A 26043-nucleotide genomic window follows, 5' to 3' on the forward strand; every position below is an offset into this window, starting at 1 on the left:
GTTGCGTTAACATAGGATCAGTTACGGCCGACCCGTTGTCAACGGATTGCGCGTGATTAACGCTACAAATTTTTGCGTTTACACCGAAGGAGCGCCGGACCCGGTCACCACCCCACCGATGTCACCCAGCCGCCGGTCAGTGGTCCGCGAGGTTGCGGTAAGCGCCGAGGATGGCGCGAATGGAGGACGTCACCGCCAACTCGCCGTCGAGCGGGGCCCAGACATAGCGGGCGTGGGCGGACAGGTGGATGGGTTCGAACGCCGCGACTGTCACCGCGAAATGGAGACGACGGACGGGGCGCGCATCGGGCGACAGGTAGTCGAAATCGCCGACATGATGGCTGATCTCGGTGACGACGAGTCCGGTCTCCTCGCGCACGCCGCGCACGAGGGCCTCCCCGAGGGATTCACCGCGCTTCACCGTGGCGCCGGGAAGTTTGAGCGGGGCCTTGCGGGGACCACTGTCGTGACGTTCGAGGAGCAGCACCTGTCCGGCGCGATCGATGATCGCGCCGACTCTCGGTGCGGTTCCATCAACTTCGGCCCGGCGGGCCAACTCTTCCAACTCCGACGCAGAGACCATGGGCCACACCGACTTTCGTCCGACGCCTGCCGTCGACGGATTCGACACAGCCGCAGGTGATCACGGTACTCCCAGAGCTGCCCCGTGGCGCGGCGAACCACACCGAGAACAGCGCGAACGCGACCTTTTTCGAGCGGGCGTCGCCACCGGCACGCCGGTTGCCGGTACCAGCGTTCGGCGGATAAGCTGATACACATCAGTGCACAAGTGTTCACTCAAATGAAGACAGGCAGGACGGACGATGGGGTCTCGTTATTCAGATGCGGTCAGCGGCTTGCGCGAGCAGCTGCGACAGGACGTGCGCGCCGTCACCGAGTTCGCCAAGGAAGCCCGGGTAGCGGCGCGTGTCCGAGGGCGAGGGATCGGCCGGGTCGCCGACGGCGCCCGCCGTGACGTGACCGCGGAGGCCCGGGCACTGGCCGACGATCTCGCCGACCTCGCCGATGCCGCCCTGCGTTCTCGCACGGACAACCGGAAGTCGAAGCTGAGCAACCTCTTCGGGAGCCGTACGCGCACACGTCGATGACCGCATCGCTGCCTGGCCACCGCCGACGACTACGGCATGCCGGGCAGCTATCAGACGGACGCCATGCCGCCCCTCGGCGTCATCTGAGCGATACCCGCCGATCGAGCTTGACCTCGACCTCGATTCAGGTTTTAGCGTGAGGCTTTCCAGTCGACCACACGCGAGGACAAGCACATGATTCTGGTTACGGGTGCCACCGGCAATATCGGACGCTCGTTGGTGCGGGAGTTGGCGACGTCGGGCGCCGGGCCGGTCAGAGCCCTCACCCGCGACGCCGCCGCGGCGCGATTTCCCACGGAAGTCGAGACGGCCGAGGTCGATCTCACCGACATCTCCATATTCACGGCCGCCCTGGACGGGGTGCGATCGATGTTCCTGGTGCCGCAACTCGGACCGGACGTACAGCTCATCGAGCGCGCCCGCCGGGCCGGGGTCGAGCACGTCGTGCTGGTCTCGTCGATCACCGTGCAGACCCACCCCCATCTCGGTCCCGCCGCCGACAAGGCAGCGGTCGAGAAGTTGCTCGAGGCCAGTGGCATGGACTGGACCATCCTGCGCCCGACCCAATTCGCCTCCAACGCGCTCATGTGGGCGTCCGCCATCAGAGCGGGGCAGCGGGTGACGGCGCCCTTCGCCGATACCGCATTGCCGACGATCCATCCCGCCGACATCGCCTCGGTCGCCCGGGTCGCGCTGACCGAGCCGGGCCATCGGGGGCGACGGTACGTCCTCACCGGCCCGGCACCGATCAGTGCGCGGCAGCAGGTGGCGACCATCGCCGCGGCACTCGACCGGGATATCGAGTTCATCGAGATCTCCCGGGATCGAGCACGTCCGGGCATGGTCGCGGTGTTCGGCGAAGACGCCGCCGACGCCGTCTTGGACGTGACCGGCGGTGACGTCGAGGAGTCGCTGCTCGAGGTCCACGACACCGTCGAACAGCTGACGGGATCGGCTGCCAGGACCTTCGCGCACTGGGTCGAGGCGAACATCACCGATTTCCGGTGAGCGCCGTCCCTGGCCGGGGTGATCGAACCGAGCAGTGAAATGGGCTGGTGACCGAGCACTTCCGGGCCGCATGCTGACCGCCGTCGCCGAGATGTCAGGAGGTGCGCGGTGGTGCGCAGAGGTGAACACGCGGTCGTGCTCGGTGCGAGTCTGGGCGGGTTGCTCGCCGCGCGGGTGTTGTCGGAGTCCTTCGACCGCGTCACCGTGGTGGAACGGGACGGGCTCGAGTCCGGGCCCGGTTTTCGCCGGGGCGTGCCGCAGGCCCGCCATGTCCACGCGTTGCTGCCCAGCGGGTCGCAGGCGCTGGAGACGCTGTTTCCCGGGCTTCTCGCCGAGCTGGCCGCGCACGGGACGAAGGTGATCGCCGACTACACCGAGTTCTACTTCTCGATCGCGGGCCACCGGCTCTCGGCGGCCGCCGAGCCGCGGGTGCTCACCTACCTGCCGACGCGGCCACATCTGGAGGACCGGATCCGGGAGCGGGTCGCCGCGACCGCGGCGGTACGGATCACCGGTGGCCGCGATGTGGTCGGCTTGGTGTCGGATCGGCCGGGCGGCCGCATCGCCGGAGTGCGGGTGACCGCCCGGATACCGGGCAGCGCCGAGGAATTCCTGGCCGCCGACCTGGTGGTCGACGCGATGGGCCGGGGCACCCGGGTCCCGGCCTGGCTCACCGAGCTCGGATACGACGCACCCGCCGAGGACTCGGTGGCCGTGCAGGTCGGCTATTCCAGCACGCGACTGCGGCTACGGCCGGGCACCGAACCGGAGAAGATCGTGCTCATCGGCCCGACTCCCGACCGACCGACCGGCATGGCGCTGCTGGCCACCGAGGACGACACCTGGGTGTTCACCGCGACGGGCTATCGAGATCATCACCCCGGCAATACTTTCGAGGCGATGGTCGACGCCGTCACCGGATTCGCTCCGCCCCACGTCGTGGTGGCCTTGCGGGGCGCGGAGCCGCTCACACCGGTGGCCACCTACCGCTACGAGGCCAATCGTCGGCGCCGCTACGACCGGTCGACCCGCCTGCCGCGCGGACTGATCGCGCTCGGCGACGCGCTGTGCGGCTTCAATCCGATCTACGCCCAGGGTATGTCGGTGACTGCGCTCGCCGCGATGGCCCTGCGCGAGTCACTGCGCACCGGCGGCGACGAGCTCGAACGCCGCTACTTCCTGGCTGCGGCCCGGCCGGTAGAGGTCGCCTGGCAACTCGCCGTCGGCCAGGACCTGACGCAGCCGTCGGTCGAGGGCTCGCGCCCGCTGCGGGTCCGACTGCTGAACCGGTACGTCCGGCGGCTGCTCGCGGTCGGCGAGCACGATCCGGTGGTGGCCGCGCGGTTCCTGCGGGTGTCGGCGTTCGTCGACGCGCCGACCGCGCTGCTGCGGCCGGATGTCCTCGCGCGCACCGTGTTCCGACCCCGCCGCCGAACCGCCACCGAGCCGGTCCCCGCCGCGCTCGCCCGATGATCCGCCCGCGCGGCGGCGGAACTGATACACAAGGGCGATGACGACACCGCCACCCACTGTCGCCGACCGGCTGCGCGCGGCCCGACGGCGCCGGTTCGTCGGTCGCACCGGCGAAGTGGAGTTGTTCCGCACCGCGCTCGCCGCCGAGGAACCACCCTTCACCGTGCTGTTCCTGCACGGTCCGGGTGGCATCGGCAAAACCGCGCTGCTCACCGAACTCCGAGAGATCGCCGAGACCGCCGGTGTCCGAACGGCCTGGATCGACGGTCGTACCTCGGACCCGGCGCCCGAGACGTTCCACCGCGCCCTCGACCCGGGCGACAACGAATTCGTCCTGTTCGTCGACACCTTCGAACGCCTGACCCCGATCGAGGACTGGCTGCGCGCGGACTTCCTACCCGGCCTGCCCACTCGCGCACTCGTCGTCGTCGCGGGACGCAACCAACCGGCAGCGGCTTGGACGGCCGATTCCGGCTGGCAGGAACTGCTGCGGGTGCTGTCCCTGCGCAATCTCGCGCCCGACGACGCACGCGCCTATCTGTGCGCGGCCGGTGTCGCCGAGGACGCCCACGAACGAATACTCACCCTCACCCACGGTCATCCCCTGGCGCTGTCGTTGCTCGTCGACGTCGTGCGCCAGACCTCGGCGCAGCTGCCCGCGAGCCTGCTCGAGGCACCCGACGCGGTGCGAGCACTGCTGGAACGGTTCGTCGATTCCGTTCCAGGCCCACGTCATCGGGCCGCGCTCGAAGTGTGCGCCCATGTCCGTCACACCACCGAGGCGCTGCTGCGCGCCGCGCTCGGCGAACCCGACTGCGCCGACGTGTTCGCGTGGCTGCGTGGGCTGGCGATCATCGAGCAGGGCCCGCTCGGGCTCGCTCCGCACGACATCGCCCGCGATGTGCTCGACGCCGACCTGCGCTGGCGTGATCCGAGTTCCTACCTCGACATCCATCAGCGGGTGCGTGCGCATCTGCTCGGGCGGCTCGACAGTGCCGCACACGACGCGCCGTCGGTCGCGGATCTGGTGTTCCTGCACCGGCACAACCCGACGATCTCGGGCTACTGGGACTGGTCGAGTTTCGGCCGCGCCTTCCCCGATCGGTTCCGGCCGACCGACCGGGAAGCGGTCCTGGCGATGACGAAGCGCCACCAGGGACCCGAACAGGCCGAGCTGGTCGACTTCTGGCTCGCCCGTCAGCCCGATCGGTTCGTCGCCGTGCGCGGCTCGGGCAGCACCCCGATCGGGTTCTTCTGCCGCCTGGCCCTGCACGAGGCGACCGAGGCCGACCTCGCCGCGGACCCGGGAACCCGCGGCATGTGGGACCACGCCTGCCGCTACGGACGGACCAGGCCCGACGAGCCGGTGTACGCCGGACGCTTCCTCGTCGACGCGGAGGCCGATCAGCTGCCGTCGCCGACGATGAACACGGTGACCGCCTTCTCCACCCATGCGTGGCTGTCGCAGCGGGGCGCCGCCTGGGACTTCATCGGCGCGTTCGCGGAGTCCGAGTCCTGGGAACCGTTCATGCGCCACATCGACTTCCACCATGCCACCGCCTACACGGTCGGTGGGCGGCGCTACGCGGTCTATGCCCACGACTGGCGCCGGGTCGGGATCGCGGCCTGGCTCGAGCTGACCAACGACCGTGTCGTCGGTCCACCGCTGCCCCGCCCCGAGCCGCCTGAGCCCGAACTGGTTCTCTCCCACCAGGAATTCACCGACGCGGTCCGTGCGGCGCTGCGCGAATGGAAGAACGGTGGCCGCCTCGACCGCAATCCGCTGCACCGATCCCGGGTCGTGCGCGCACGGTCGGCGTCCGGTGACGGCCTGCGCGATCTGATCACCGACGTGGTCGAGACCCTGCGCGCCGACCCCCGCGGCGCCAAACTGCACCGAGTCCTCGACCGCACCTACTTCCGACCGGCCCCCACCCAGGAGCGCGCGGCCGAAGTGCTCGGGCTCCCTTTCTCGACCTATCGGCGCCACCTCACCCAGGCAATCGAGCGGGTGGTGGCCGAACTGTGGGAACGCGAGCTCTACGGTGCGCGACCGTCGGCCCCCGAGTGATCGGGCCTCGGTTGTTCAGGGGCATCACCGAGTGAATCTCACCCGCCGGTCGCGGCGAGCACGCGCGCGGCCTCCCGGTCGGCGGTGCCCTGCGGAGCGATGCCGGATTTCATGCCTGCCAGTTTCGCGTTGATGTCGTCGGCGACGGTGATCGGCGGGTAACCCGGTCGGTCGGGGTGTGCGCAGCCGGGCAGGGTTTCGATGACGGCGTCGTGGTTGCCGTCGAAGAAGAACGCCGCGAAGCGGCGGCGCAGGATGCGTCCTCGACGACTGGCGGGTTCACCCGGTGGACGGTCGAACGCCAGCGGCCGTTGGTCCACCGTGCCATCGCGTCGCCCAGGTTGACCAGCAGGGCGCCGTCGACGGGCGCTGGACATCGTGCCACTCGCCGTCCTGATCGAGCACTTGCAGGCCAGGCACCTGGTCGGCGTCAGGATGCCGAAGTCGGTGTGCGCGCCCATTCCGGTCAGCTCCTCGGCGACGTCGATCTCGCCGTCGGGGAGGGCGTAGTTGTTCATTTTCAGCGCATCGATGAAGTGATCGGTCATGGTGTCGAAATGTCCCGGCGCCAAACCCAAAGCGTCACAGCAGGCGACGAGCAGCGCCCGCGACACGGTGCGGGCCGCACCGAACCAGGACTCGACCGCGGTGCGGAAGTCGGGAACGATTTCCGGCCAGGTGTTGGCGGGGTCGGTCAACCCGGTGACCACCGAGGGATCGATGCCGTGTCCGACGATCTGCACGAAACCGACACTGCCGCAGGCGGTGTCGAGTTCGCGAGCGGCATCGGCACGGGCGGCTTCGGCGCCCCTCGAAGATGTACACCGACAACGGAATACACCTCGGCCTCGTACACGGCGATCAGCTCATCGCGGCCGCACCCGAACAGCGCGTCGTCGGCGTGACCCCGCTGCTGCAGTACAACCCGGCCATGCCCACCGTCGTGGTCTCCAAGGATCAGATCTTCCCGCAGTGGCTCGTCGCCAAGGGCCTGCTGAAATCGTCGCAACTCGACACCAGCTACGACGGCGCACCGGCCCGGTTCGTCGGCGATCCCGCGATCGCCCAGCAGGGCTTCGCCAATTCCGAGCCCTACACCTATGAACACGAGACACCGCACTGGAACAAGCCGGTGGCCTACGCGATGGTCAAGGACGCCGGTTACGACGCGTACGCCTCCAACGTCACGGTCCGCGCGGACGCGCTCGAGGACCTGGCGCCGTGTTTGAGCAAGGTGGTCCCGAGGATCCAGCGGACCGGCAAGAACTACGTGACCGGCCCGGACGCCGTCAACGCCACCATCGTGGATTGGGTGGACCGCGACATGCCGTTCACCCCGTACAGCGAGGGCGAGGCCGCGTACTCGGCGCGCCTGCTAGCCGACAAGGAGGTGATCGCCCCCGGCCCCGACGGCGTGTACGGCAGTTACGACCTGACCAGGATCCAACCGATCAGCGACGACATCGCCGCACTTCTCGAAGCCGACGGCGCGCCACGCCTACCCCGTCCGCTGCCACTGAACGAGCTGTACACCAACCGATTCGTCAGCACCGAGGTCCGGTAGACGCACACCGGGGCGGCGGTCCGGCTCTGTTATAGTCTATACGACTAGAACAGAGGAGGCGGCGATGGCCGATATCACCAGCTACCCCGGTTTGCGGCACCTGCGGGGAGCTCCGACGATCCACGTCCGGCATGTCCGCAAGGGCAAGGTCCTGCACGACGGCACGGGGCTGAGCTTCTGGTTCCGACCCGGCACGGCGGTGCTCAGCGAGGTCCCGGTGGACGACCGGGAGCTGCCGATGCTCTTCCACGCCCGCACGCGGGACTACCAGGACGTCACGGTCCAGCTGACGGTCACCTACCGCTGCACCGATCCCGCCGTCGCGACGACCCGAATCGACTTCTCGATCGACCCCGACTCGGGAACCTGGCGGCAGGACCCGCTGAGCCAGATCGCGAACACGCTGACCGAGAACACCCAGCAGCACGCCCTCGGGATCCTCGCCACCCTCGATCTCGAGACCGCGATTCGCACCGGTGTCGACCAGGTCAAGGAGGCCACCCGCGGGGTGAGCGCCGCGCACATCGGGCTGGAGATCATCGATGTTCGCGTCGTCGCGATCCGCCCGGACGCGGCGATGGAGAAGGCGCTGCAGACCACCGTCCGGGAAAAGGTTCAGCAGGAAGCGGACCGGGCGACCTACGAGCGGCGCGCGCTTGCCGTCGAACGGGAGCGCGCGATCAGCGAGAACGAACTGCAGAACCAGATCGAGCTGGCGAAACGCGAGGAGCTCCTGCTCGTCCAGCGTGGCGCGAACGCGCTCGAGCAGGCCGAGAGCCAGGCCAGAGCGGGCCGGATCGCCGACAACGCCAAGGCCGACGGGATCCGCAAGCTCGCCGAGGCTCGAGCCGCGGGCGAGAAGGCACGTCTGGACGCCTACCGGGATGTCCCGAGGGAAACGCTCTACGCGTTGGCGGCGAAGGAACTCGCGGGCAACCTGCCGGAAATCGGGAGCCTCACCCTCACCCCGGACATGATCGCGCCGATCCTGCAACGGTTCACCCGATGAGCCTGGCTCCCCGAATCGTGCTGGTACATCGGCGAACCGAGCTGTCCGAACTGCTGGCGCGGCACGGCACACGCGGACAGGTGGAGTTCTTCCTGGCCTCGCGTGGCCGGTCACTCAACGAAGTGACGGAGCGCGACCGGCGGACCCGGGCGGCGATCGGGGCGGTCGGTGCCGCGATTCCCCTGGACTGGCGTCGCGGCATGGTCGAGCGAGAAGACCTGTCGCGGTTCCTGTTCGGCCCCGAGGACATCGTGGTGATCGTCGGGCAGGACGGGTTGGTCGCGAACGTGGCCAAGTACCTCGACGGCCAGCCCGTGATCGGCATCGGCCCGGAACCGGGTGTGCTCGCCGAGCACTCCCCCACCGACGCGGCCGAACTCCTGCGCAGTACCGACACGGTCGAGGAGCGCACGATGGTCGAGGCGAGAACGGACGACGGCGCGACCCTGCGCGCGCTCAACGAGATCTACCTCGGCCATCCGAGCCACCAGACCAGCCGCTATCGCCTCCGCGACGAGCGCCAGGCGTCCTCGGGCATCCTCGTGAGCAGCGGCACGGGTGCGACAGGTTGGTGTCTGTCCGTGCACCGCGAACGGAAAAGCACTGTGTCCCTGCCCGCTCCGACCGAACGTCGGCTCGTGTGGTTCGTGCGGGAAGCCTGGCCGTCCCCGGTCACCGGGATCGCGCACACCGAAGGCGAGATCACCGCCGACGGGTTGCCCGTCGACGTGGAGTCCGACGGACTGGTGGCTTTCGGCGACGGCATCGAGCACGATGCTCTGCGTCTCGGCTGGGGGCAGCGGTTGACCGTGGGACTCGCCACCACATGCCTGCGCCTCGTGCGTTGACGCCCACCGGATCGGTTCGCACACAGCGAACTCGCAGCCGATGGGCTGAGCAGCACGGTTCCGATTCTCGGCGCGAGCTCGGGGGTGCTCCTCGCGGCGTCGCTACCCTCGTGGGATGGGCGGGGACTTGCTGCTGTTGATCGCCACCGTCGGTCCGTTGGCATTGTTCGGGTGGGCGGCCGTCCGGGCGAAGAATCTCGGACTCGGTGGATCGTTCGTCGGACCGTTCCAGGAGATGTTCGATCCTGGTGCGGCACGGGCGCAGGTGGTGATCGAGGAACGCGCGGAACTGCCGGATCCGGCGGATTCCGGCGACCCCGACAACGACGACGACACACCGAATACGGTGGTGTACAAGGGTATTCGTCTCTACATCGATCCCACCAAGGCACGGAGACGGCTGGACGACGAGGCAAGGGACTGACACCCGGATGTCGCAGAGGGAACGCCTCCACACCCACCACACGATCGCCACAGCACTGGCCCGCCACAGCGACCGCGCGTTGCTCGACCTCGTCGAGGCGGCCTTGCCCCTCGGCACCGGGATCGGTGGAAAGGCGGCGCTGCTGGACATGGCCGGGACACCGGTTTTCGTGAAGCGAGTGCCTCTGACCGATCTGGAACGGCAGCCGGAGCACGTCCGGTCGACAGCGAATCTGTTCGATCTGCCGCAGTTCTACCACGACCTCCCGGCGGAAAGGCGGCGATCATCACCCGCTACGCGCCGATCGCCGCCGCGATGTCGGCGTTCATGCTCGAGTTCCAGCGGACGAGCCGCACCACGCCCTACCCGAACGAGGAGATCGAACGACTGCTCGGCGTCGTTTCAGGCGAGCGGGCCTGATGTTCAGATGCGGTATGACCGCCGAGTGGCGACGGCCCAGATGATGGGGTTGATGATCCCCGCCACCAGGAGCAGGATCGCCGCGAGCATCGTGATCCCGACGGCCGTGCCCTGGCGAACGGGTTGGGTTCACCCGGGTTGGTCGTCATCTTTGTCCCTTTTCGTCGGGAGTGGGCCTCCGATCAGGACGTCCGCCCAGCGGGTGGAGGGGTCGACGTCGAGGAGGAGGGCTTTCACCAAGAGGGTCAGGGGGACGGCGAGGATGGCGCCGAGGCCGCCGAGTACCCAGGCCCAGAACACCAGGGACAGAAATGTGATGGTGACGCTGAGTCCTACGGCGTCACCGACGAATTTGGGTTGGATGATCGACTGGATGACGAAGTTGATCGCGCTGTACACGACGATCACCCACACCATCAGGACCGGTCCGCTGTCGAGCAGCGCCAGCAGGGCGGGTGGGGCCAAGCCGATGACGAAGCCGATGTTCGGGATGTAGTTGGTGATGAACGACAGCAGCGCCCACAGCACCGGCAGCGGCACTCCCATGAGCCACAGCGCACCGCCGTCGATCACCGCGACGATCGCGCCGAAGACGGTCGACACGACCAGGTATTTGCGGGTGCCCGCGGTGAAATTGCCGAGCGCCTGGGCGATGGCGGGCCGTTCGGCGGCCACCACGGCCATCCGGGGACGCATGGTCATCCCGTCGACGGCCATGAAGAGCAACAGCGCGACCACGAAGAACAGATTCGAGAACACTCCGACGACCCCACCGAGCAGGTTGTCGAGCAACCCGACGAGCTTGCCGACATCGATGCCCTGCAAGGCCTTCTGGATCTGGTCGTGACTGAGCCCGGCGTCGTCGAGCCAGCCGCGCACCGTGCCGAGCAGGTCGTCGAGACGGCCGGTGTACTGCGGCAATTGAGAGGCCAGCTGAGCGACCGAAAGCACAAGCGCCCCACCGAAACCCACCAGGATGAGCAACACCGCGCCGAAGGCGAGCAGCATCCCGAGCCAGGCCGGGCCACCACGCTGCTGCACGCGGGTCTGGATCGGTTGCACCGCGATGGTGAGCATCAAGGCCAGGAATGTCGGACCGACGACTCCGGCGAAGGCTTTGAGCCCCGCGACGCAGATGATGATCGCGGCGATCGACAACAGCACGACGAGGCCGCGAGGAATCGACCAACCGGCCGCGCCGGGGAACTGCCGGACCGTGCCCGTGGTGTCCATGCGGCGACGCTAACCACGCGCGCACAGCTCCGGATCACCCGTTCAGGGTGAATCGCATGGCGCCGGACCGGCGGAATTCATCCGTTCCGGGTGAATTCACGGGCACGAGCGCTTTCTAGCATTGGCCGGACATGGCGAAAGGACCGCGAGTCCTCTCGGACGCGCAGGTCGCCGAGTCGACGATCTCGTGCCCTGGCAACCCGACGTCGTGGTCGTGCACAACGTCGGCGGCCGGGTGCGACCACGGTGACAGCGCGGTCATCGGAAAACCCGTTGTGGCCACCGACCGGTGGACACACCGCACGAAAGTGAGGGATCGACCATGGATTTCTGGGATGTCATCTGGGCCATCGTGGTGAGCTTCGCGTTCATCGCGTACCTGCTGCTGATCTTCACCATCCTGACCGACCTGTTCCGGGACCGGAAGACCTCGGGTTGGGTGAAGGCGATCTGGGTGCTGTGCCTGTTCATCTTCCCGTTGATCACCGGGCTGGTGTATCTCATCGTGCGCGGTGGCGGAATGGGCGAACGCACCGCCGAAGCCGAGCAGCAGGCCAAAGCGGCGACCGACGACTACATCCGGCAGACCGCGGGCACCAGTTCCGCCGCCCAGATCGCGGACGCGAAGAAGCTGCTGGACTCGGGCGCCATCACCGAGGGCGAATTCCAACAGCTCAAGGCCAAAGCGCTCGCCTGATCTCCCGACCGGGACGGGCGGCCGTCGCGATCTCACCCCTCGCGTGTGAGGCGAGGCGTCGACCTGCGGGTCTACCGTCGCGCTATGGGCCAGGTAATCGGAGATCTGCTTCCCCTCGCCATCGGTGTCGCGTTGTCGCCGATCCCCGTCGTGGCGACGATCCTGATGATTCTGTCCGCGCGCGGGCGTGGAGCGGCAACCGGTTTCGCCACCGGCTGGGTGCTCGGCATTCTCCTGGTCACCGGCGTGGTGACGATCTTCGCCGGTGCCCTCGACAGCCCCGGCGACAGTGAGCCGGGGACGGCGGCATCGTGGATCAAGGTCGTGCTCGGGCTGCTGCTGGTCGGTTTGGCGGTGAAACAGTGGCAGGCGCGCTCGGACACCGAGGTGCCCGGCTGGATGCGGGCGATCGACACCCTCACCCCGGTGAAGGCGGCGGGACTCGGCGCGCTCCTGTCGGGCGTGAACCCGAAGAACTTGCTGTTGTGTGTGTCGGCGGGGGTCGCGATCGGCGCCGCCGGTCTCGGCACCGGCGGCACGATCGGGGCGATCGTGGTGTTCACGGTGCTCGCCTCGGCCACCGTCCTGACCGTGGTGCTGGGCTATCTCCTCGCGGCCGAGCGACTCGGCCCGGCGCTCGACCACCTCCGGGTGTGGTTGCAGGACAACAACCATGCCGTGCTGGCCATTGTGCTGCTGATCATGGGCGCGGTGGTCCTCGGCAAAGGGCTGGGCGGATTGTAAGGGGTGCGGCCGATGGCGGTTGCGGTCTTCTCCTCGCTGCGGGGCTATCGCCGGGGTTGGGTGCGTCCCGATGTGATCGCCGGACTCACGGTGTGGGCGGTGTTGGTACCCGAGGCGCTGGCCTACGCCTCCATCGCGGGCGTGCCACCCGTGGTCGGACTGTACGCGGCGGTGCCCGCTCTGGTGCTCTACGCGCTGGCGGGCAGTTCGCGGCACCTGGTGGTCGGGCCGATGTCGGCGACCGCGGCGCTGTCGGCGGCGATCGTCGCCCCGCTGGCCGGTGCCGACGGCGGCCGCTACATCGCGTTGACCGCCGCCCTGGCGATCTGCGCGGGCATCGTCGGCCTGCTCGCCGGGCTGGCTCGGCTGGGGTTCATCGCGAACTTCATCTCCGGACCGGTCCTGAAGGGGTTCATCGTCGGGCTGGCCCTCGTCATCATCATCGGTCAGGTACCCAAGCTGCTCGGACTGCACAAGCACGACGGCAACTTCTTCGAGCAAGCCTGGGGTGTGCTGCGCAACCTGGGCGGAATGGATTGGCGCACAACGATTATCGGGATCGCGAGTCTGGCTCTTGTGCTGGCGGTGCGGCACTGGCTGCCGATGGTGCCCGGCTCCCTGCTGGCCGTGGTGCTCGGGATCGCCGCCGTGCACGTGCTCGGTCTCGACGAGGAGGGTGTCGCCATCGTCGGGCACATCGACGCCGGTCTCCCCCGGCTCGGTCTGCCCGACGCGCTCTCGCTCGGCGACTATCTCGACCTGCTCGGTCCGGCGGTCGGCGTGATCCTGATCGGTTTCGCCGAGGGGCTCGGTGCCGCCAAAACCTATGCGGCCAAAGCGGGTTACCAGATCGACCCCGATCGGGAACTGCTCGGCCTCGGCGCCGCCAATCTGGGCTCCGGGATGAGTTCGGGCATGGTCGTCAACGGCAGCTTGTCCAAGACCGCCGTCAACGGGGGCGCGGGGGCGAAGACACAGCTCAGCGGCCTGGTGGTGGCCGGGCTGACCATCCTCACGCTGCTGTTTCTCACCGGCCTGTTCGAAAAGCTGCCGGAGGCGACCCTCGCGGCGGTGGTGATCGCCGCGGTCGTCGAACTCGTCGATGTCCGCGCGTTGCGCAGGCTCTACGGGGTGTGGAACAGCCTGCTCGGCGGCATCTACGGACACGCCGCGCGCGCCGATTTCGTCGCCGCCATGGCGGCCCTGCTCGGTGTGCTGTTGTTCGACACGCTGCCAGGACTGCTGATCGGTATCGGTGTCGCGGTTCTGTTGCTGGTCTACCGCGCCTCCCAACCGCACGTCGCCGAACTGGGCAGGGACGGTTCGCTCTGGGTGGACAGGGCCAGACACCCCGACCTGCCCACCCGCCCCGACCTGCTGGTGGTGCGGGTCGAATCCGGGCTGTTCTTCGCCAATGCCGACTTCGTGCGCGAACGCGTCGAGGCACTGTGCACGGACACGACGAAGTTGGTGGTGCTCGATGCCGAGACCTCGCCGTCCCTGGACGTCACCGCCGCCGACATGCTACTCGACCTGCGAAAAGAGCTGGCACGCAAACGCATCGACTTCCGCATCGCCCGCTCGGTGGCCCAGTTCGGGGCCGAACTCGGCTCCGCCGTCGAGGGCGCGACCCCCATCCGGGTGTACCCGACGGTCGCCGAGGCGGCGGCCGACCTCCCCGACTCAGGTCAGGACCACCGACGAGAGGCCGGGGGCGGCGATTCACCCGAAGCGGGTGAGGCGCCACGGCCGCCTTCGATGTGATGCTGCGGGAGCAGACCTCCGGCACATCGCTGGGAGAGGACCGAACGCAGGGGAAAGGGATCCGATGACCAGTCCGCGGGAAGCTTCCGAGAGCGTCGAGGCAGGCAACGCCGAGGCACTGCGCACGATGCCGTTCGGCGACACCAAGGACTTCGCGGACGCCGATCGCGGGTTCATCGCCGCGCTCGTCCCACCGGAGATCCGCAACGCGGACGGCGAGGTGGTGTGGGACTGCGCGTCGTTCTCCTTCCTCGACGACGACTGCCCGCCGACGGTGCACCCGAGTTTGTGGCGGCAGTCGAAACTGACCGCCAAGCAGGGGCTGTACGAGGTCACCGACGGCATCTACCAGGTCCGAGGGCTCGATCTGTCGAACATGACACTGGTCGAAGGCGACTCGGGGGTGATCGTTGTCGATCCCCTCATCTCGGTGGAGACCGCGGCCGCCGGGCTGGCGCTGTATCGCGAACACCGAGGTGATCGCCCGGTGGTCGGAGTCATCTACTCGCACTCCCACATCGACCACTTCGGTGGCGTCAAAGGGGTGACCACCCAGGCCGACGTCGACGCGGGACGCTGCGTGATCGTCGCTCCCGCCGGGTTCACCGAGCACGCCGTCGAGGAGAACGTCTACGCGGGGACCGCCATGGCCCGGCGGGCGGCCTACATGTACGGCGCCGCACTGCCACGCGGACCGAGGGGCGCCGTCGGCGCGGGTCTCGGCCAGACCACCTCGACCGGTCTACCGAGCCTGATCACGCCGACGGAGTCGATCGACCACACCGGTCAGGCCGTCACCATCGACGGGGTGGCCATCGAATTCCAGATGACTCCCGGCACCGAGGCGCCCTCGGAGATGAACTTCTACTTCCCCGCCCGGCGCGCGCTGTGCGTGGCCGAGAACGCCACGCACACCCTGCACAATCTGCTCACCCTGCGCGGTGCCCTGGTGCGCGATCCCCACGTGTGGTCGAAGTACCTCACCGAGGCGATCAACCGCTATGCCGCAAGGACCGACGTGGTGTTCGCCTCGCACCACTGGCCGACCTGGGGCACCGAACGGCTCACCGAGTACCTGTCGATCCAGCGCGACCTCTACGGCTACCTGCACGACCAGACCCTGCGCTGGATCAACAAGGGCGCCACCGGAACCGAGATCGCCGAAGACTTCCCCCTGCCCCCGGCGCTGACGGACAACTGGTCGGCCCACGGCTACTACGGGTCGATCAGTCACAACGTCAAAGCGATCTATCAGCGCTACATGGGCTGGTTCGACGGCAACCCGGCCGACCTGTGGCAGCACAGCACCGTCGAGTCGGCTGTCCGGCACGTGGACTTCATGGGCGGCGCCGACGAGGTCGTCGCCAAAGCGCGCAAGTCCTTCGCCGACGGCGACTTCCGCTGGGCCGCCCAGGTACTGAACTACGTGATCTTCGCCGAACCGGACAACGCCGAGGCCAAGGCGTTGCAGGCCGATACCCTCGAACAGCTCGGCTACGGTTGCGAGAACGGCACCTGGCGCAACTTCTTCCTGATGGGCGCCTACGAATTGCGCAACGGCGGGATCGGCACTCCGACCGTCGCGGCCGCCCCCGACCTCATGAACCAGCTGACCGTCGAGCAGGTCTTCGATGCCGTCGCGCTCCTGATCGACGGGCCGCGTGCCTGGTCGGCCGACATCGTCGTGGACTGGCGGATCACCGACACCGGCGTGGTGCACCGCACTCACCTGCGCAACGGCCTGCTGGTCCACTTCGATGTCGACACCGACCTCCCACCCGCGCCGACGACCTTCGCCCTCAGCGCCGCCGACCTGGGCAGCGCGCTGCTCGCCGGTGGCGACCTGGCCGCGATGATCGCGACCGGCCAGGTCACCGTCGAGGGCAACGCGGGCGCGCTGACCGAACTGGTCGGCTACCTCGACGCCCCCGACCCGGACTTCGCCATCGTCACTCCCTGAGCGGCGAGCTCAGGACTGCGGCGGGTCGACGAAGATGTCATATTCGAGAGCGTCACCACCGCCGTAGCCGGAGAAGTCGGTTTGGCCCTCGGCGCGCAGCACCTCCACGTCCAGGAAGGTGTTGCCGGTGACCGTTCGCGCGTCCTTGCCGAGGATCGCCACCGCCGCGTCGGCCACGATCTGCGGGGTGCGGGCCTTGGCGATCGCCTCGTCGCCGCCGAGCAGGTTCTGTACCGCGGCGGTGGCGATGAGTGTCTCGGGCCACAGGCAGTTCGCGGCGACCCCGTGCTCGGCGTACTCGGCCGCCCAACCGAGCGTCAACAGGGACATGCCGTACTTCGCCACCATGTAGGCGGGGTGGGCGCCCAGCCAGGCGGGCGCGAGATTCAACGGGGGCGACAGGCTCAGGATGTGCGCGTTGTCGCTGCGGCGCAGGTGCGGCAAGCAGGCGCTGGTGAGCAGGTAGGTGCCGCGCACCTGGATCTGCTGCATGAGATCGAACCGCTTGACCGGCAACTCTTCGGTCGGGGCGAGCGCGATGGCCGACGCGTTGTTGACGCAGTAGTCGATGCCGCCGAACCGTTCCACGGTCCGGCGCACCGCGTCGGCGACCGACGCTTCGTCGCGGACGTCGCCGACCACCGCCAGCGCTTGCCCGCCAGCGGCCTCGATCTCGGCCGCCGCCGTGTGGATGGTGCCGGGCAGCCGTGGGTCGGGCACATCGGTCTTGGCCAGCAGTGCGATGTTGGCGCCCTGGCGCGCGGCGGCGAGGGCGATGGCCAGCCCGATGCCTCGACTGCCTCCCGACATGATCATCGTGCGTCCGGCCAACGGGGTGGAAGATGTCGTCATGCTCAGCGACATTACATATCCAGAACAGTTGTAGCAATAGTGAAATATGTACACTCGAGCCGTGAAATCCGATGTCACCGGCGCCGACGTGCGGATCCGCCCGGTGTCGGCGCGATCGGCGCTGATCCGCATCCTCATCGCGGCCGACTCCCCGACGATGACCGCACACCAGATCTGCGCCGCCACGACCGCCGCCGGATACCCCGAGGCCACGGTGCGCGTCGCGGTGTCGCGCATGGTCGCGGCGGGTGACCTCGTGCGCGCGAACCGCGTCTACACCCTGGCCCCACACCTGCGTGCCCGACGCGACGATCTCCTGGCGCCCCCGACGGTGCCGTGGCAGGGCGATTGGGAACAGGTCGTCATCACCGCGACCGGGCGGTCCGCCGCCGACCGCGCGGCACTGCGTGCGAGATTGCTCTCGCTGCGCCTGGGCGAACTGCGCGAAGGCGTCTGGATGCGCCCGGCCAACCTCGCGCGCGACCTGCGCGACCTCGATGACACCACCCTCGCGCTGCGGCTGCGCGCGGTGGACGACCCGGCCGCGCTGTGTGCTCGGCTGTGGCCGCTGACCGACATCGCCGACCGCGCCCGTACGCTGCTCGCGGTCATCGGCACCACCGACGGCGATGCCCGATTCACGGCCGTGTGCGCGGGTTTGGATCTGCTCACCACCGACCCCGCACTGCCCGCCGACCTGCTCCCCACGCACTGGGCGGTCGACGCACTCCGCGACGCGACGACGTCGTATCTGCGGTGGTTCCAGGAACTGAGTCGCGCCAGCGAGGACTGACACGCGGCGGCACTCCCCCGCGCGGCCTTCGTGCTCGGCCACGACAGCGTTGGTGATCCGGCACAATTCCGCGCGGGTCTGCCTGTGAGAACCGCGGCGACAGCAGAGAATGCCGCAGAGGGTATCGCGGGAGAAGAGGCACCCATGGCAGACAAGCAGGTACCGACCGGACGGCTGTCCCGCAGCGCGCGGCTGGGTCGATTGGCCGCGGGGCAGGCGGCACGCGGGCTCGGCACCCGGTTGGCGATGATCGGGCGAACCGAACAGGCGCGCCGCACACTGGCCGAACGGTCGACGCTGCAAGCGGCCCAGCAGATCGTCACCGTGCTGGGCGGAATGAAGGGCGCGGCCATGAAATTGGGACAGATGGCCTCGGTCCTGGATCTGGACCTGATCCCGGAAGAACACCGGGAGATGTTCCGTACGAAGCTGGCGAGTCTGCGTGACAGCGCGCCCGAGGTGCCCTTCGCCGACATGCGCGCGGTGATCGAACAGGACCTCGGCAGGCTGAGCCGGGTGTTCGCCGATTTCGACCAGGAACCGGTGGCGGCCGCCTCGATCGGCCAGGTGTACCGCGCGCGGCTGCGCGACGGGCGGGTGGTGGCGGTGAAGGTGAAGTACCCCGGCGTGGATCGCGCCGTGCACGCCGACATGCGCAATCTCGAGTTCTTCAGCGGGCTGTGGAAGTCGTTTCTGCCCTCGGCCGCCGATACCGAGGTGCTCGCCGAGATCTCCGGCAATATCGTCGCCGAGCTGGACTACCGGCGCGAGGCGGTCAACCAGCACCGGGTCGCCACGCGCTACCGCGGCCACCCGTTCATCCTGGTCCCCGACGCCGTCGGGGAGTTCTGCGCCGACAACGTCCTGGTCACCGAGTTCGTCGACGGCATCTCCTTCGACCAGATCCGCCACCTGCCCGCCACGCGCCGCGATCGAATCGGTGAACTGGTGTACCGCTTCTACCTCACCGGCATGTTCCGCGACGGGGAGTACTGCGCGGACCCGCATCCGGGCAATGTGCTGCTCGCCGACGACGGCCGCGTCGGCTTCGTCGATTTCGGCCTGTACAACACGATCGAGCGCGCCGATCTCGAATTCGAGCGGCAGGTGATCCGCGCGGCCCACCGCTACGACAGCGACGAGGTGTTCCGGCGTTGGTCGGAGCGGGGCATCATCGCCCCGGATTCGCCGGTGACGCCGGAGTCGGTGCTCGAATACGTGTGGGCGGCCTCGGGCTGGCATCTGATCGATGAGGAGATCACTCTCACCCCGGAGATCGCCACCAGCGCGGTCGTGCTCGCCACCGACCCGCGCGCGGCGCAGCGGCGCGAGGTACGCCACCTGCTGTTGCCACCCGAACACGTCTTCTCCCGCCGCGCCGACCTTTTCACCCTCACCGCGCTCGGTCAGCTCGAGGCGACCCAGAACTGGCATCGCCTGGCCCGCGAATGGCTCTACGACGAACCACCGGCCACCGAGATCGGTCGCGAGATCGAGGCCTGGCGGCACACGGTCACCAACGCCTGAGATGGTGGGTTTCATGAACAACCACAGTCGGGGTGGGATTTCGGCACAAAGAGCGAAACGTATGCCGCACTGAGCACCGGGCGCGCACCTACGTTCGCCCGATGTTCTCCGTACGGCTCGGCGTTCGCACCCGAATCCTCGCGATCGCACTCATCCCAAGCCTCACCCTGCTCGGCCTCGGCCTGCTCACCGCGGGCAACCTGATCCGCGACAGTTACCAGGTCCGCGAGTGGATGGACGATCTCGAACAGATCCGTCCCGCCGCGTCCGAACTCGGCGCCGCCGCCCAGGCCGAGCGCGTGCTGTCGCTGCGCAGACTCACCACCGGCGAGACCGTGCCGGAACTGGTTTCGGCGCGGGCGCGGGTCGACCGAGGATTCGACGCGCTGGTGCGCGCCGATGCGCGCCGACACGAGCCGTCACCCCACATTCCGGCCGCGCACGCGAAGTTCCAGGCGTCGATCACCGAGGTGCGGGCCGGAATCGATGGCCGTACGCTCGCGCCGGTCGAGGTGTACCGATACTTCAACGCGCCGTTCGCGTTGTTCCACACCGGTTTCCAGCGTGCTCAGCAGGTGGCACCCGACCCGCTGTTCGCCACGCGGATCTCCGAGGCCGTGCGGCTGCTCGCCGCGACGGAAGCGATGTCGCGCGGCAATGCGATGGGTGTCGCGCTCTGGGGTTCGGACGGGCGGGCGTTCCCGGTCGAGGATTTCACCACGCAGGTGGGGTTCTACAAGGCCGAGATCGCCCAGTTGATCACCGAATTCGGCGAGCCGCGCAACCGGCTGCTCACCGAGATCGTCGCGTCCCCTGCGTGGCAGCGAGTTTCGGCGATGGAGTCGGCGCTGACCCAGCGGCTCGCCGCCCCCGATCGGACCCGGACACCGGAGCCGCCGCTGACACTGCCGCGGTGGCAGGACGCGGCCACCGAGGTCAACACGAAACTCTTCGCCGCCTACGCCGAACATCTCGACCGCGCCCGGGGCACCGCCATCGAGGCCGCGCAACGCACCGAACGGTCCGCCTGGATCACGGGTGCCGTCGTGCTGGTGGGCAGCGTGGTCGCGATGCTCGTCGCGGTGGTGCTGGCCGATCGCATCATCCGCCGACTGCGGCGCCTGCGCGACGCCACGCTCACGGTGGCCGACACCGAACTGCCCCGCGCGATCCGGCGGGCGAAAGCCGGGGAGAGTACCGAACTCGCTCCCGTCCTCGACTTCGGCACCGATGAGATCGGCGCGGTGGCCACCGCTTTCGAACAGGCCGCGAAGGTCGCGGTCGGCGCGGCGGTCGAGGAGGCGCGCACCAGGGAGGGCGTGCGGTCGGTGTTCGTCAATATCGCCCATCGCAGTCAGGTGGTGGTGCACCGTCAGCTCGAGATCCTGGACGAGGCCGAGAGCAGACAGCAGGACCCGGCCCTGCTCGAGGTGTACTTCCAGCTCGACCACCTCGCGACCCGCGCGCGCCGCAATGCCGAGAACCTGTTGATCCTCGGCGGCAGCAGGCCGGGGCGCCGCTGGACCACGTCGGTGCCACTGCTCGACGTGCTGCGTAGCGCGGTGGGTGAGACGAAAGACTATGTGCGCGTGCGGGTCAGCGGGGTGCCCGAGGCGCGCGTGCGCGGAACCGCCGTGGCCGATCTGATCCATCTGATCGCCGAACTGGTCGACAACGCCACCGCCTACTCCCCGCCGACCACAATGGTCGAGGTCACCGCCGGTGTGGTCGGCAAGGGTGTGGCGGTCGAGGTGACCGACCAGGGCATCGGCCTCACCGACACCGAACTCGAGCGGTACAACACCCTGCTCGCCGCCCCACCGGACTTCGGGTTCGCCACGTTGTCGCGCGATTCGCGGATGGGTTTGTTCGTCGTCGCCCAGCTCGCGAGTACCCACGCGGTGTCGGTGCGGTTGACCGACTCACCGTACGGCGGGGTGCGCGCCATCGTGCTCGTCCCGACCACCCTCATCGACGGACCCCAGCCCACCGTCGCCGACCCCGGCACACGGACCGTGTCCCGGTGAGGCCCGTCCCGCTGCGACCGACTACGCATCCGCTGGTGCGGAGATACGCAGTTCTACCGATGTCGCCGACGCACTCCACCCGGCACGCTCGACGTATGGCCCCTCGGACACCCTCCGGCACCGTCCTCCTGAGCAGATCGGCGCCGGTACACACCGCACAGGAACCGACGATCGACCGTCTGGTCCGGACCGCCTTCGCCCGATCGACTGGTCGAAATACTCTGCGCCCCCAGCAGATCCGGTCCATCGGCCGGGTCTGTCTCGAACTGATCGCGGCCTCGGGCGCCGCGGCGGCCACCACCGACCCGCTCGCCCGCCTCGAACACGCGACGGTGGAGTGGGCGCGCGACGGCATCGGGGTGGAGGAGATCCTGCACGCCCTGCACCGGTGCGCGCGCATCGCCCTCGAGCTGACCGGAGCCGCGATCGACGTGGTCGACCTGCTCGACCACGCCACCGCGACGGTGTCCGGTGCCTACGTGCGTCACACCCTGGAGCTGGCCGGGCGTACCGAGCACACCAAAGACGCGCTGGCCCAACAGATCATCGCGGGAACCCAGTCGCGCGCCGTGGCCCGCGACTGCGGTGTCGAGCTGGCCGACGAGTACTGGGTGCTGGCACTGAGCATCGCGGGCGAGCCGACGAACGGCCCCGCTGACGGCGTCGACGAACGGGTGCGCGCCCGGCGCGCGCTCACCCGCATGCGCGCCGAACTCGACCGCCGCTGCGACGGCGAGTGCCTGCTCACCCTGTCACCGCGCGGCGGGACCGCCCTGGTGCCGAGCCACACCGATCCCGACATCGATGTCCTGGCGGCCGCTCTCACCCGTGCCGCCGGTCGTCAGGTGACGGTGGCGGTCGTGCTCGCCGACCTCGACGACGTGGCCGAGGCCGCCGAGTGCGCCCACGAACTGCTCGAGATCGTCCGGCGGCTCGGCCGCGCGGGCGGCGTACACCGGTTCGGCGACTACGCGCTCGAGTACCAGCTCACCCGGCCAGGTCCGGCCCGCGACCACCTCGAGACCGTGCTCGAGCCGCTGGCCGGACACCCCGAGCTCCTCGAAACACTGCGCTGCCACGTCGCCAACAACCTGAACCGGCGACGCACCGCAACCATGCTGCACCTGCACACCAACTCGATCGACTACCGCATCAAACGCATCGCCGAACTGACCGGCTACGACGCCACCCGGTGCGCCGATCTGTGGTACCTGCGCTCCGCGCTGGTGGTGTCCGGGTTGCACGATCCGGCCGCGTGACACCGCGGCACCGTAGGAAAGGACAACGATGTTTTTCCGATGCACAACCCTGGCGGCGGCGGTCGCGGTGACCGGCCTGCTGGCAGGAGCACCGGCGATGGCGAGCCCGACCGCGCCAGAATTCTCGCCGGTGGCCGACCCGACGAGCGCGGTGACGGTCGACCGCTGGGCCGACCACACGGTGTACCGTCCCACCGACCTCGGCACCACCCGCCACCCCGTCGTGCTCTGGGGCAACGGCACCGGCGCCGGTCCGGGCGTCTACGCCGACACCCTGCTCAAACCCTGGGCCGCGGCGGGTTTCATCGTCGTCGCCGCGAACACCACGATGGCCAACTCGGGGGCGGAGATGCTGGCGGGCGGCCGGGAACTGCTGCGGCGCAACGAGGCCCCAGGCACGGTGTACTCGGGCAGGGTCGCCACCGACCAGGTGGCGGCGGCGGGTCATTCCCAGGGTGGTGCGGGCGCGATCAACGCGGGCGACGACGCGATGGTGCGCACCGTGCTGGCCCTGCAACCCGGCCCGCTGGCCGCACCCGCCGAGATGGTCGGGCCCGCACTGTTCCTCGCCGGAGAGACCGACCGCATCGTCGACGCCGACGGCATCGTCATGCCGCTGTTCGACAAGGCCGACCAGGTGCCAGCCATCTTCGCCGAGCTCGGCGGCGCCGGACACCTCGCCTGGGCACGGTACGCGGAGGTGATGGCCGACTGGCTGCGGTACCAGCTGCTCGGCGACACGATCGCCAAGGCGCGCTTCCTCGGTGTCGACTGCGGACTGTGCACCGATACCGCCTGGACGAGGGTTCTGCACAACGCCGAGGCGCAGGCACTGAGCTGAATGACCACTTCGCCGAATTCGGGCCGTCATCCCCAGCGGGGCTGAGTACGATCGCCGAGACCGATCACCCCCGTGAGCCGGATCGACACCCGTAGTCGTCCGGTACGACCCGAAACGGCAGATGGTTCGAAGCACGCTCGACCCGGCGGCGACCAGCTACCTCGGCCGCGATGCCGAGGTAGCTGCGGTGCGCGCCCTGCTCGACAGCGGCCCCCTGGTATCCGTCACCGGCCAGGGCGGACTCGGCAAGACCCGCCTGGCCCGCAAGGTCGCCGGACAGCTCGCCGCCGACTACGACGACGGCGTCCACTTCGTGGAGCTGTCCGGATTGCGTCACGACCACGAGGTCGGCACAGCGGTCGCGGAAGCGCTCCGGTTGCGGATCAAGGCCGGTGAATCCGCCACCGAGCGGGTGCTCGACCATCTGGTTCGCCGGGCGCCGCTGCTCGTCCTCGACAACTGCGAACATCTGCTCGACGGCTGCGCCGACTTCGTCATCCAGGTGCTCGCGACCTGCCCCGGGGTGACTGTGCTCGTCACCAGCAGGCAGACCCTCAGTGTCGCGGGCGAGCAGGTGTATCGGCTGCCGCCGCTGGCGGTCCCACCGCCGGATCTCGACGATCCCACCCGGATCGCCGAGTATCCGGCGGTCGCCCTGCTGGTCGACCGGGCCAGGGCGGTGCGCGCGGATTTCCGCGTCACCGCGTCGAACGCCGCCGACATCGCGCACCTGTGCCGGTTGCTCGACGGGATCCCGCTGGCGATCGAACTGGCGGCGGCCCGGCATCGCTCGTTGTCGCCCGCGCAGGTCCTCGCCCGCTGGCCGTGTCGGCTGACATTGCCGACGGCCTGGACCCACGGGGTGCCCGACCGGCATCAGACGCTGCGCAACACAGTCGACTGGAGCTACCGGTTGTGCACCGACGACGAGAAGCAGGTGTGGGCACGCCTGTCGGTCTTCCAGGACTGGTTCGAGCTGGAGGCCGCCGAATACGTCTGCGCCGACACCCGATCGGCCGCGCCGGTGGTGGCGGTCGTCGATTCGCTGGTCGACAAATCGATCCTCGAACGGCGCGGCGACGACCTGACGCACTATCGCCTCTTGCAGCCGGTGCGCGAGTTCGGTGCCGAGAAGTTGACCGAGGAGGGTGCGACCGACGTCGTCACCCGCAGGCACCGGGACTGGTTCCGGGAGCTGACCCTGCTGGCCGACCGGGAGTTCTTCAGCAAGAAGCAGTACGAACACGTGCGGCGATTGCAGCTGTCCCAGCACGATCTGCGATTGGCGCTGGAATGGTCGCTCGAGACGCCGGGCGAGGCCGAGACCGCGCTGGAGATGGCGGCCTGCGTCGATGAGTTCTGGCGCATGGCAGGCTCGGATCAACTGGTGAAGGTCTGGTTGCAGCGCGCGTTGCGGGCCGCGCCGGACTCACCGCACGCGGCGCGCGGGTGGGCTGTGCTCGCGCTGCACTCGATCTGGATGACCGACCGCGACAGCGCCTATCGCGAACTCGATCAGGCCGACCTCGCGGCGGCCCGCTCCGGCGACCCGGTCGTGATCGCCCTCGCCCGCGCCGCTCGGGCCGCCGCGGCCAAGATCGACCTCGACAACGAGAAAGCGGCCACGCTCGCCTGGGACGCGACCCACACCCTGCGCAGCCACGGGCACCTGCGCGAATCGATGGGGGCCTGGAACATCTACGCGCTGGCGACGGCCGCCGCCGACCCCACCGGGCGGCTCCAGGAACTGCGCGAGGCGGTGCGGGTGTGCGAGGAGCACGGCGACTACTACTATCGCGGCCTCTACCTGTTCGCCATCTCGCTGATCGAAGTGATGCTCGGCAATCCCGACCCCGCCGAGCGAGCCGGACACACCGCCCTGCGGATCTCGCGCCGCTGGGGCAGCAGATTCGGCGACGCCTACCACGTGGAGGCACTGGCGTGGGTCGCCTCGGCGCGCGACCAGCACCTGCGCGCCGCGACCCTCTTCGGTGTCGCGGCGGCCGCCTGGGACCAGCTCGGCGCCGACCCCGAGGTGGTCCTCGTGCGCCCACACACCCTGTTCCGTGACGCCTCGATGCGGGCGCTGGGCGCCGACCGGTTCGAGACCACGTTCCTGGCCGGACAGGCCATGCCGATCGCCGAGGCCGTCGAGTTCGCGCTGACCCCGCACCGCGACCCGACCATCCGCCATCCCGTCGACATCGCGCCCCTGACCCCTCGCGAATACGAGGTGGCGAGCCTGGTCGCGACGGGGCTGACGAACAAGGAGATCGCCGCCCGCCTGGTCATCGCGCCCCGCACCGCCGACACCCACGTGGGCAACATCCTCACCAAACTGGGCTCGTCGAACCGGGCCCAGATCGCCACCTGGGTGGCCGCCCGAGGCGCCACCTGAGTCTTCCCGTACCCCGACGTGC

The 26043-nt window shown here is 69.0% G+C and carries 20 protein-coding genes and 2 pseudogenes; 18 read left to right on the forward strand and 4 right to left on the reverse strand.

The window, feature by feature from the left end; translation table 11 throughout:
• Nucleotides 1-136 precede the first annotated feature (136 nt).
• Nucleotides 137-583 (reverse strand): NUDIX hydrolase, encoded by a 447-nt coding sequence (locus NC7_RS23135; protein ID WP_067986590.1) that lies wholly within the window; start codon nucleotides 581-583, stop codon nucleotides 137-139.
• 241 nt (nucleotides 584-824) lie between these two features.
• Between NC7_RS23135 and NC7_RS23140 the strand changes: the two genes are divergently transcribed.
• The 4 genes from NC7_RS23140 to NC7_RS23155 all read left to right on the forward strand — a co-directional run bounded on the left by NC7_RS23140 (nucleotide 825) and on the right by NC7_RS23155 (nucleotide 5661).
• Nucleotides 825-1109, forward strand: coding sequence for a hypothetical protein (locus NC7_RS23140; RefSeq protein ID WP_157102144.1), 285 nt, complete (start codon nucleotides 825-827; stop codon nucleotides 1107-1109).
• 174 nt (nucleotides 1110-1283) lie between these two features.
• The gene (locus NC7_RS23145) at nucleotides 1284-2117 is read left to right on the forward strand and encodes an SDR family oxidoreductase (RefSeq protein ID WP_067986594.1); all 834 of its coding nucleotides are present in this window, start codon (nucleotides 1284-1286) and stop codon (nucleotides 2115-2117) included.
• Between the two features lie 111 nt (nucleotides 2118-2228).
• Entirely contained in the window at nucleotides 2229-3590 is a 1362-nt protein-coding gene (locus NC7_RS23150) for an FAD-dependent oxidoreductase (protein WP_236573630.1), read from the forward strand.
• A gap of 37 nt (nucleotides 3591-3627) precedes the next feature.
• Nucleotides 3628-5661: an ATP-binding protein gene (locus NC7_RS23155; protein WP_067986598.1), complete on the forward strand. Its 2034-nt coding sequence runs from the start codon at nucleotides 3628-3630 to the stop codon at nucleotides 5659-5661.
• 38 nt (nucleotides 5662-5699) lie between these two features.
• On the opposite strand, the pseudogene NC7_RS23160 reads toward NC7_RS23155, so the two are convergent.
• Nucleotides 5700-6467, reverse strand: a pseudogene (locus tag NC7_RS23160) (isopenicillin N synthase family dioxygenase); the annotation flags it as partial.
• Between the two features lie 2 nt (nucleotides 6468-6469).
• Between NC7_RS23160 and NC7_RS23165 the strand changes: the two are divergent.
• The 4 genes and pseudogenes from NC7_RS23165 to NC7_RS23180 all read left to right on the forward strand — a co-directional run.
• Nucleotides 6470-7225: pseudogene (locus NC7_RS23165) on the forward strand (nitrate ABC transporter substrate-binding protein); the annotation flags it as partial.
• A gap of 64 nt (nucleotides 7226-7289) precedes the next feature.
• Nucleotides 7290-8234 carry an SPFH domain-containing protein gene (locus tag NC7_RS23170; protein ID WP_067986602.1) on the forward strand — a complete coding sequence of 315 codons (945 nt, stop codon included), beginning with the start codon at nucleotides 7290-7292 and terminating at the stop codon, nucleotides 8232-8234.
• Entirely contained in the window at nucleotides 8231-9082 is an 852-nt protein-coding gene (locus tag NC7_RS23175; protein ID WP_067986605.1) for an NAD(+)/NADH kinase, read from the forward strand. The genes NC7_RS23170 and NC7_RS23175 overlap by 4 nt, the downstream gene beginning before the upstream one ends.
• A gap of 115 nt (nucleotides 9083-9197) precedes the next feature.
• Nucleotides 9198-9506 carry a hypothetical protein gene (locus NC7_RS23180; RefSeq protein ID WP_067986607.1) on the forward strand — a complete coding sequence of 103 codons (309 nt, stop codon included), beginning with the start codon at nucleotides 9198-9200 and terminating at the stop codon, nucleotides 9504-9506.
• A 549-nt stretch (nucleotides 9507-10055) separates the two neighbouring features.
• On the opposite strand, the gene NC7_RS23185 is transcribed toward NC7_RS23180, so the two are convergent.
• Nucleotides 10056-11159, reverse strand: a complete 1104-nt coding sequence (locus NC7_RS23185) for an AI-2E family transporter (RefSeq protein WP_067986609.1) — start codon at nucleotides 11157-11159, stop codon at nucleotides 10056-10058.
• Between the two features lie 322 nt (nucleotides 11160-11481).
• On the opposite strand from NC7_RS23185, the gene NC7_RS23190 reads away from it, so the two are divergent.
• The 4 genes from NC7_RS23190 to NC7_RS23205 all read left to right on the forward strand — a co-directional run bounded on the left by NC7_RS23190 (nucleotide 11482) and on the right by NC7_RS23205 (nucleotide 16324).
• Complete coding sequence (locus NC7_RS23190) at nucleotides 11482-11856, forward strand: SHOCT domain-containing protein (protein ID WP_067986611.1); 375 nt, start codon at nucleotides 11482-11484, stop codon at nucleotides 11854-11856.
• Nucleotides 11857-11940: 84 nt separating this feature from the next.
• The gene (locus tag NC7_RS23195) at nucleotides 11941-12600 is read left to right on the forward strand and encodes a GAP family protein (protein WP_067986613.1); all 660 of its coding nucleotides are present in this window, start codon (nucleotides 11941-11943) and stop codon (nucleotides 12598-12600) included.
• 12 nt (nucleotides 12601-12612) lie between these two features.
• Nucleotides 12613-14364 (forward strand): SulP family inorganic anion transporter, encoded by a 1752-nt coding sequence (locus NC7_RS23200; protein WP_084458729.1) that lies wholly within the window; start codon nucleotides 12613-12615, stop codon nucleotides 14362-14364.
• A 64-nt stretch (nucleotides 14365-14428) separates the two neighbouring features.
• Nucleotides 14429-16324, forward strand: a complete 1896-nt coding sequence (locus NC7_RS23205; RefSeq protein ID WP_067986614.1) for an alkyl/aryl-sulfatase — start codon at nucleotides 14429-14431, stop codon at nucleotides 16322-16324.
• 9 nt (nucleotides 16325-16333) lie between these two features.
• Here the strand turns inward: NC7_RS23205 and NC7_RS23210 are convergent, their stop codons facing one another.
• Nucleotides 16334-17176 (reverse strand): SDR family oxidoreductase, encoded by an 843-nt coding sequence (locus NC7_RS23210; protein WP_067986709.1) that lies wholly within the window; start codon nucleotides 17174-17176, stop codon nucleotides 16334-16336.
• 61 nt (nucleotides 17177-17237) lie between these two features.
• On the opposite strand from NC7_RS23210, the gene NC7_RS23215 reads away from it, so the two are divergent.
• The 6 genes from NC7_RS23215 (at nucleotide 17238) to NC7_RS23240 (ending at nucleotide 26021) form a co-directional block, all read left to right on the forward strand.
• Nucleotides 17238-17969 (forward strand): PaaX domain-containing protein, C- domain protein, encoded by a 732-nt coding sequence (locus tag NC7_RS23215; RefSeq protein ID WP_201449921.1) that lies wholly within the window; start codon nucleotides 17238-17240, stop codon nucleotides 17967-17969.
• 144 nt (nucleotides 17970-18113) lie between these two features.
• Nucleotides 18114-19496 carry an ABC1 kinase family protein gene (locus NC7_RS23220; protein WP_067986618.1) on the forward strand — a complete coding sequence of 461 codons (1383 nt, stop codon included), beginning with the start codon at nucleotides 18114-18116 and terminating at the stop codon, nucleotides 19494-19496.
• Nucleotides 19497-19597: 101 nt separating this feature from the next.
• Nucleotides 19598-21523 carry a sensor histidine kinase gene (locus tag NC7_RS23225; RefSeq protein WP_067986620.1) on the forward strand — a complete coding sequence of 642 codons (1926 nt, stop codon included), beginning with the start codon at nucleotides 19598-19600 and terminating at the stop codon, nucleotides 21521-21523.
• A gap of 95 nt (nucleotides 21524-21618) precedes the next feature.
• Entirely contained in the window at nucleotides 21619-22782 is a 1164-nt protein-coding gene (locus NC7_RS23230) for a PucR family transcriptional regulator (protein ID WP_067986621.1), read from the forward strand.
• 28 nt (nucleotides 22783-22810) lie between these two features.
• Nucleotides 22811-23623 carry a poly(ethylene terephthalate) hydrolase family protein gene (locus NC7_RS23235; protein ID WP_157102145.1) on the forward strand — a complete coding sequence of 271 codons (813 nt, stop codon included), beginning with the start codon at nucleotides 22811-22813 and terminating at the stop codon, nucleotides 23621-23623.
• Nucleotides 23624-23744: 121 nt separating this feature from the next.
• A complete protein-coding gene (locus NC7_RS23240) occupies nucleotides 23745-26021 on the forward strand; it encodes an ATP-binding protein (RefSeq protein ID WP_067986625.1) in 2277 nt (758 codons plus the stop codon).
• The last annotated feature ends 22 nt before the right edge of the window (nucleotides 26022-26043 follow it).

Origin of the sequence: Nocardia caishijiensis NBRC 108228, assembly GCF_001612825.1 — a bacterium.
Lineage (GTDB): Bacteria > Actinomycetota > Actinomycetes > Mycobacteriales > Mycobacteriaceae > Nocardia > Nocardia caishijiensis.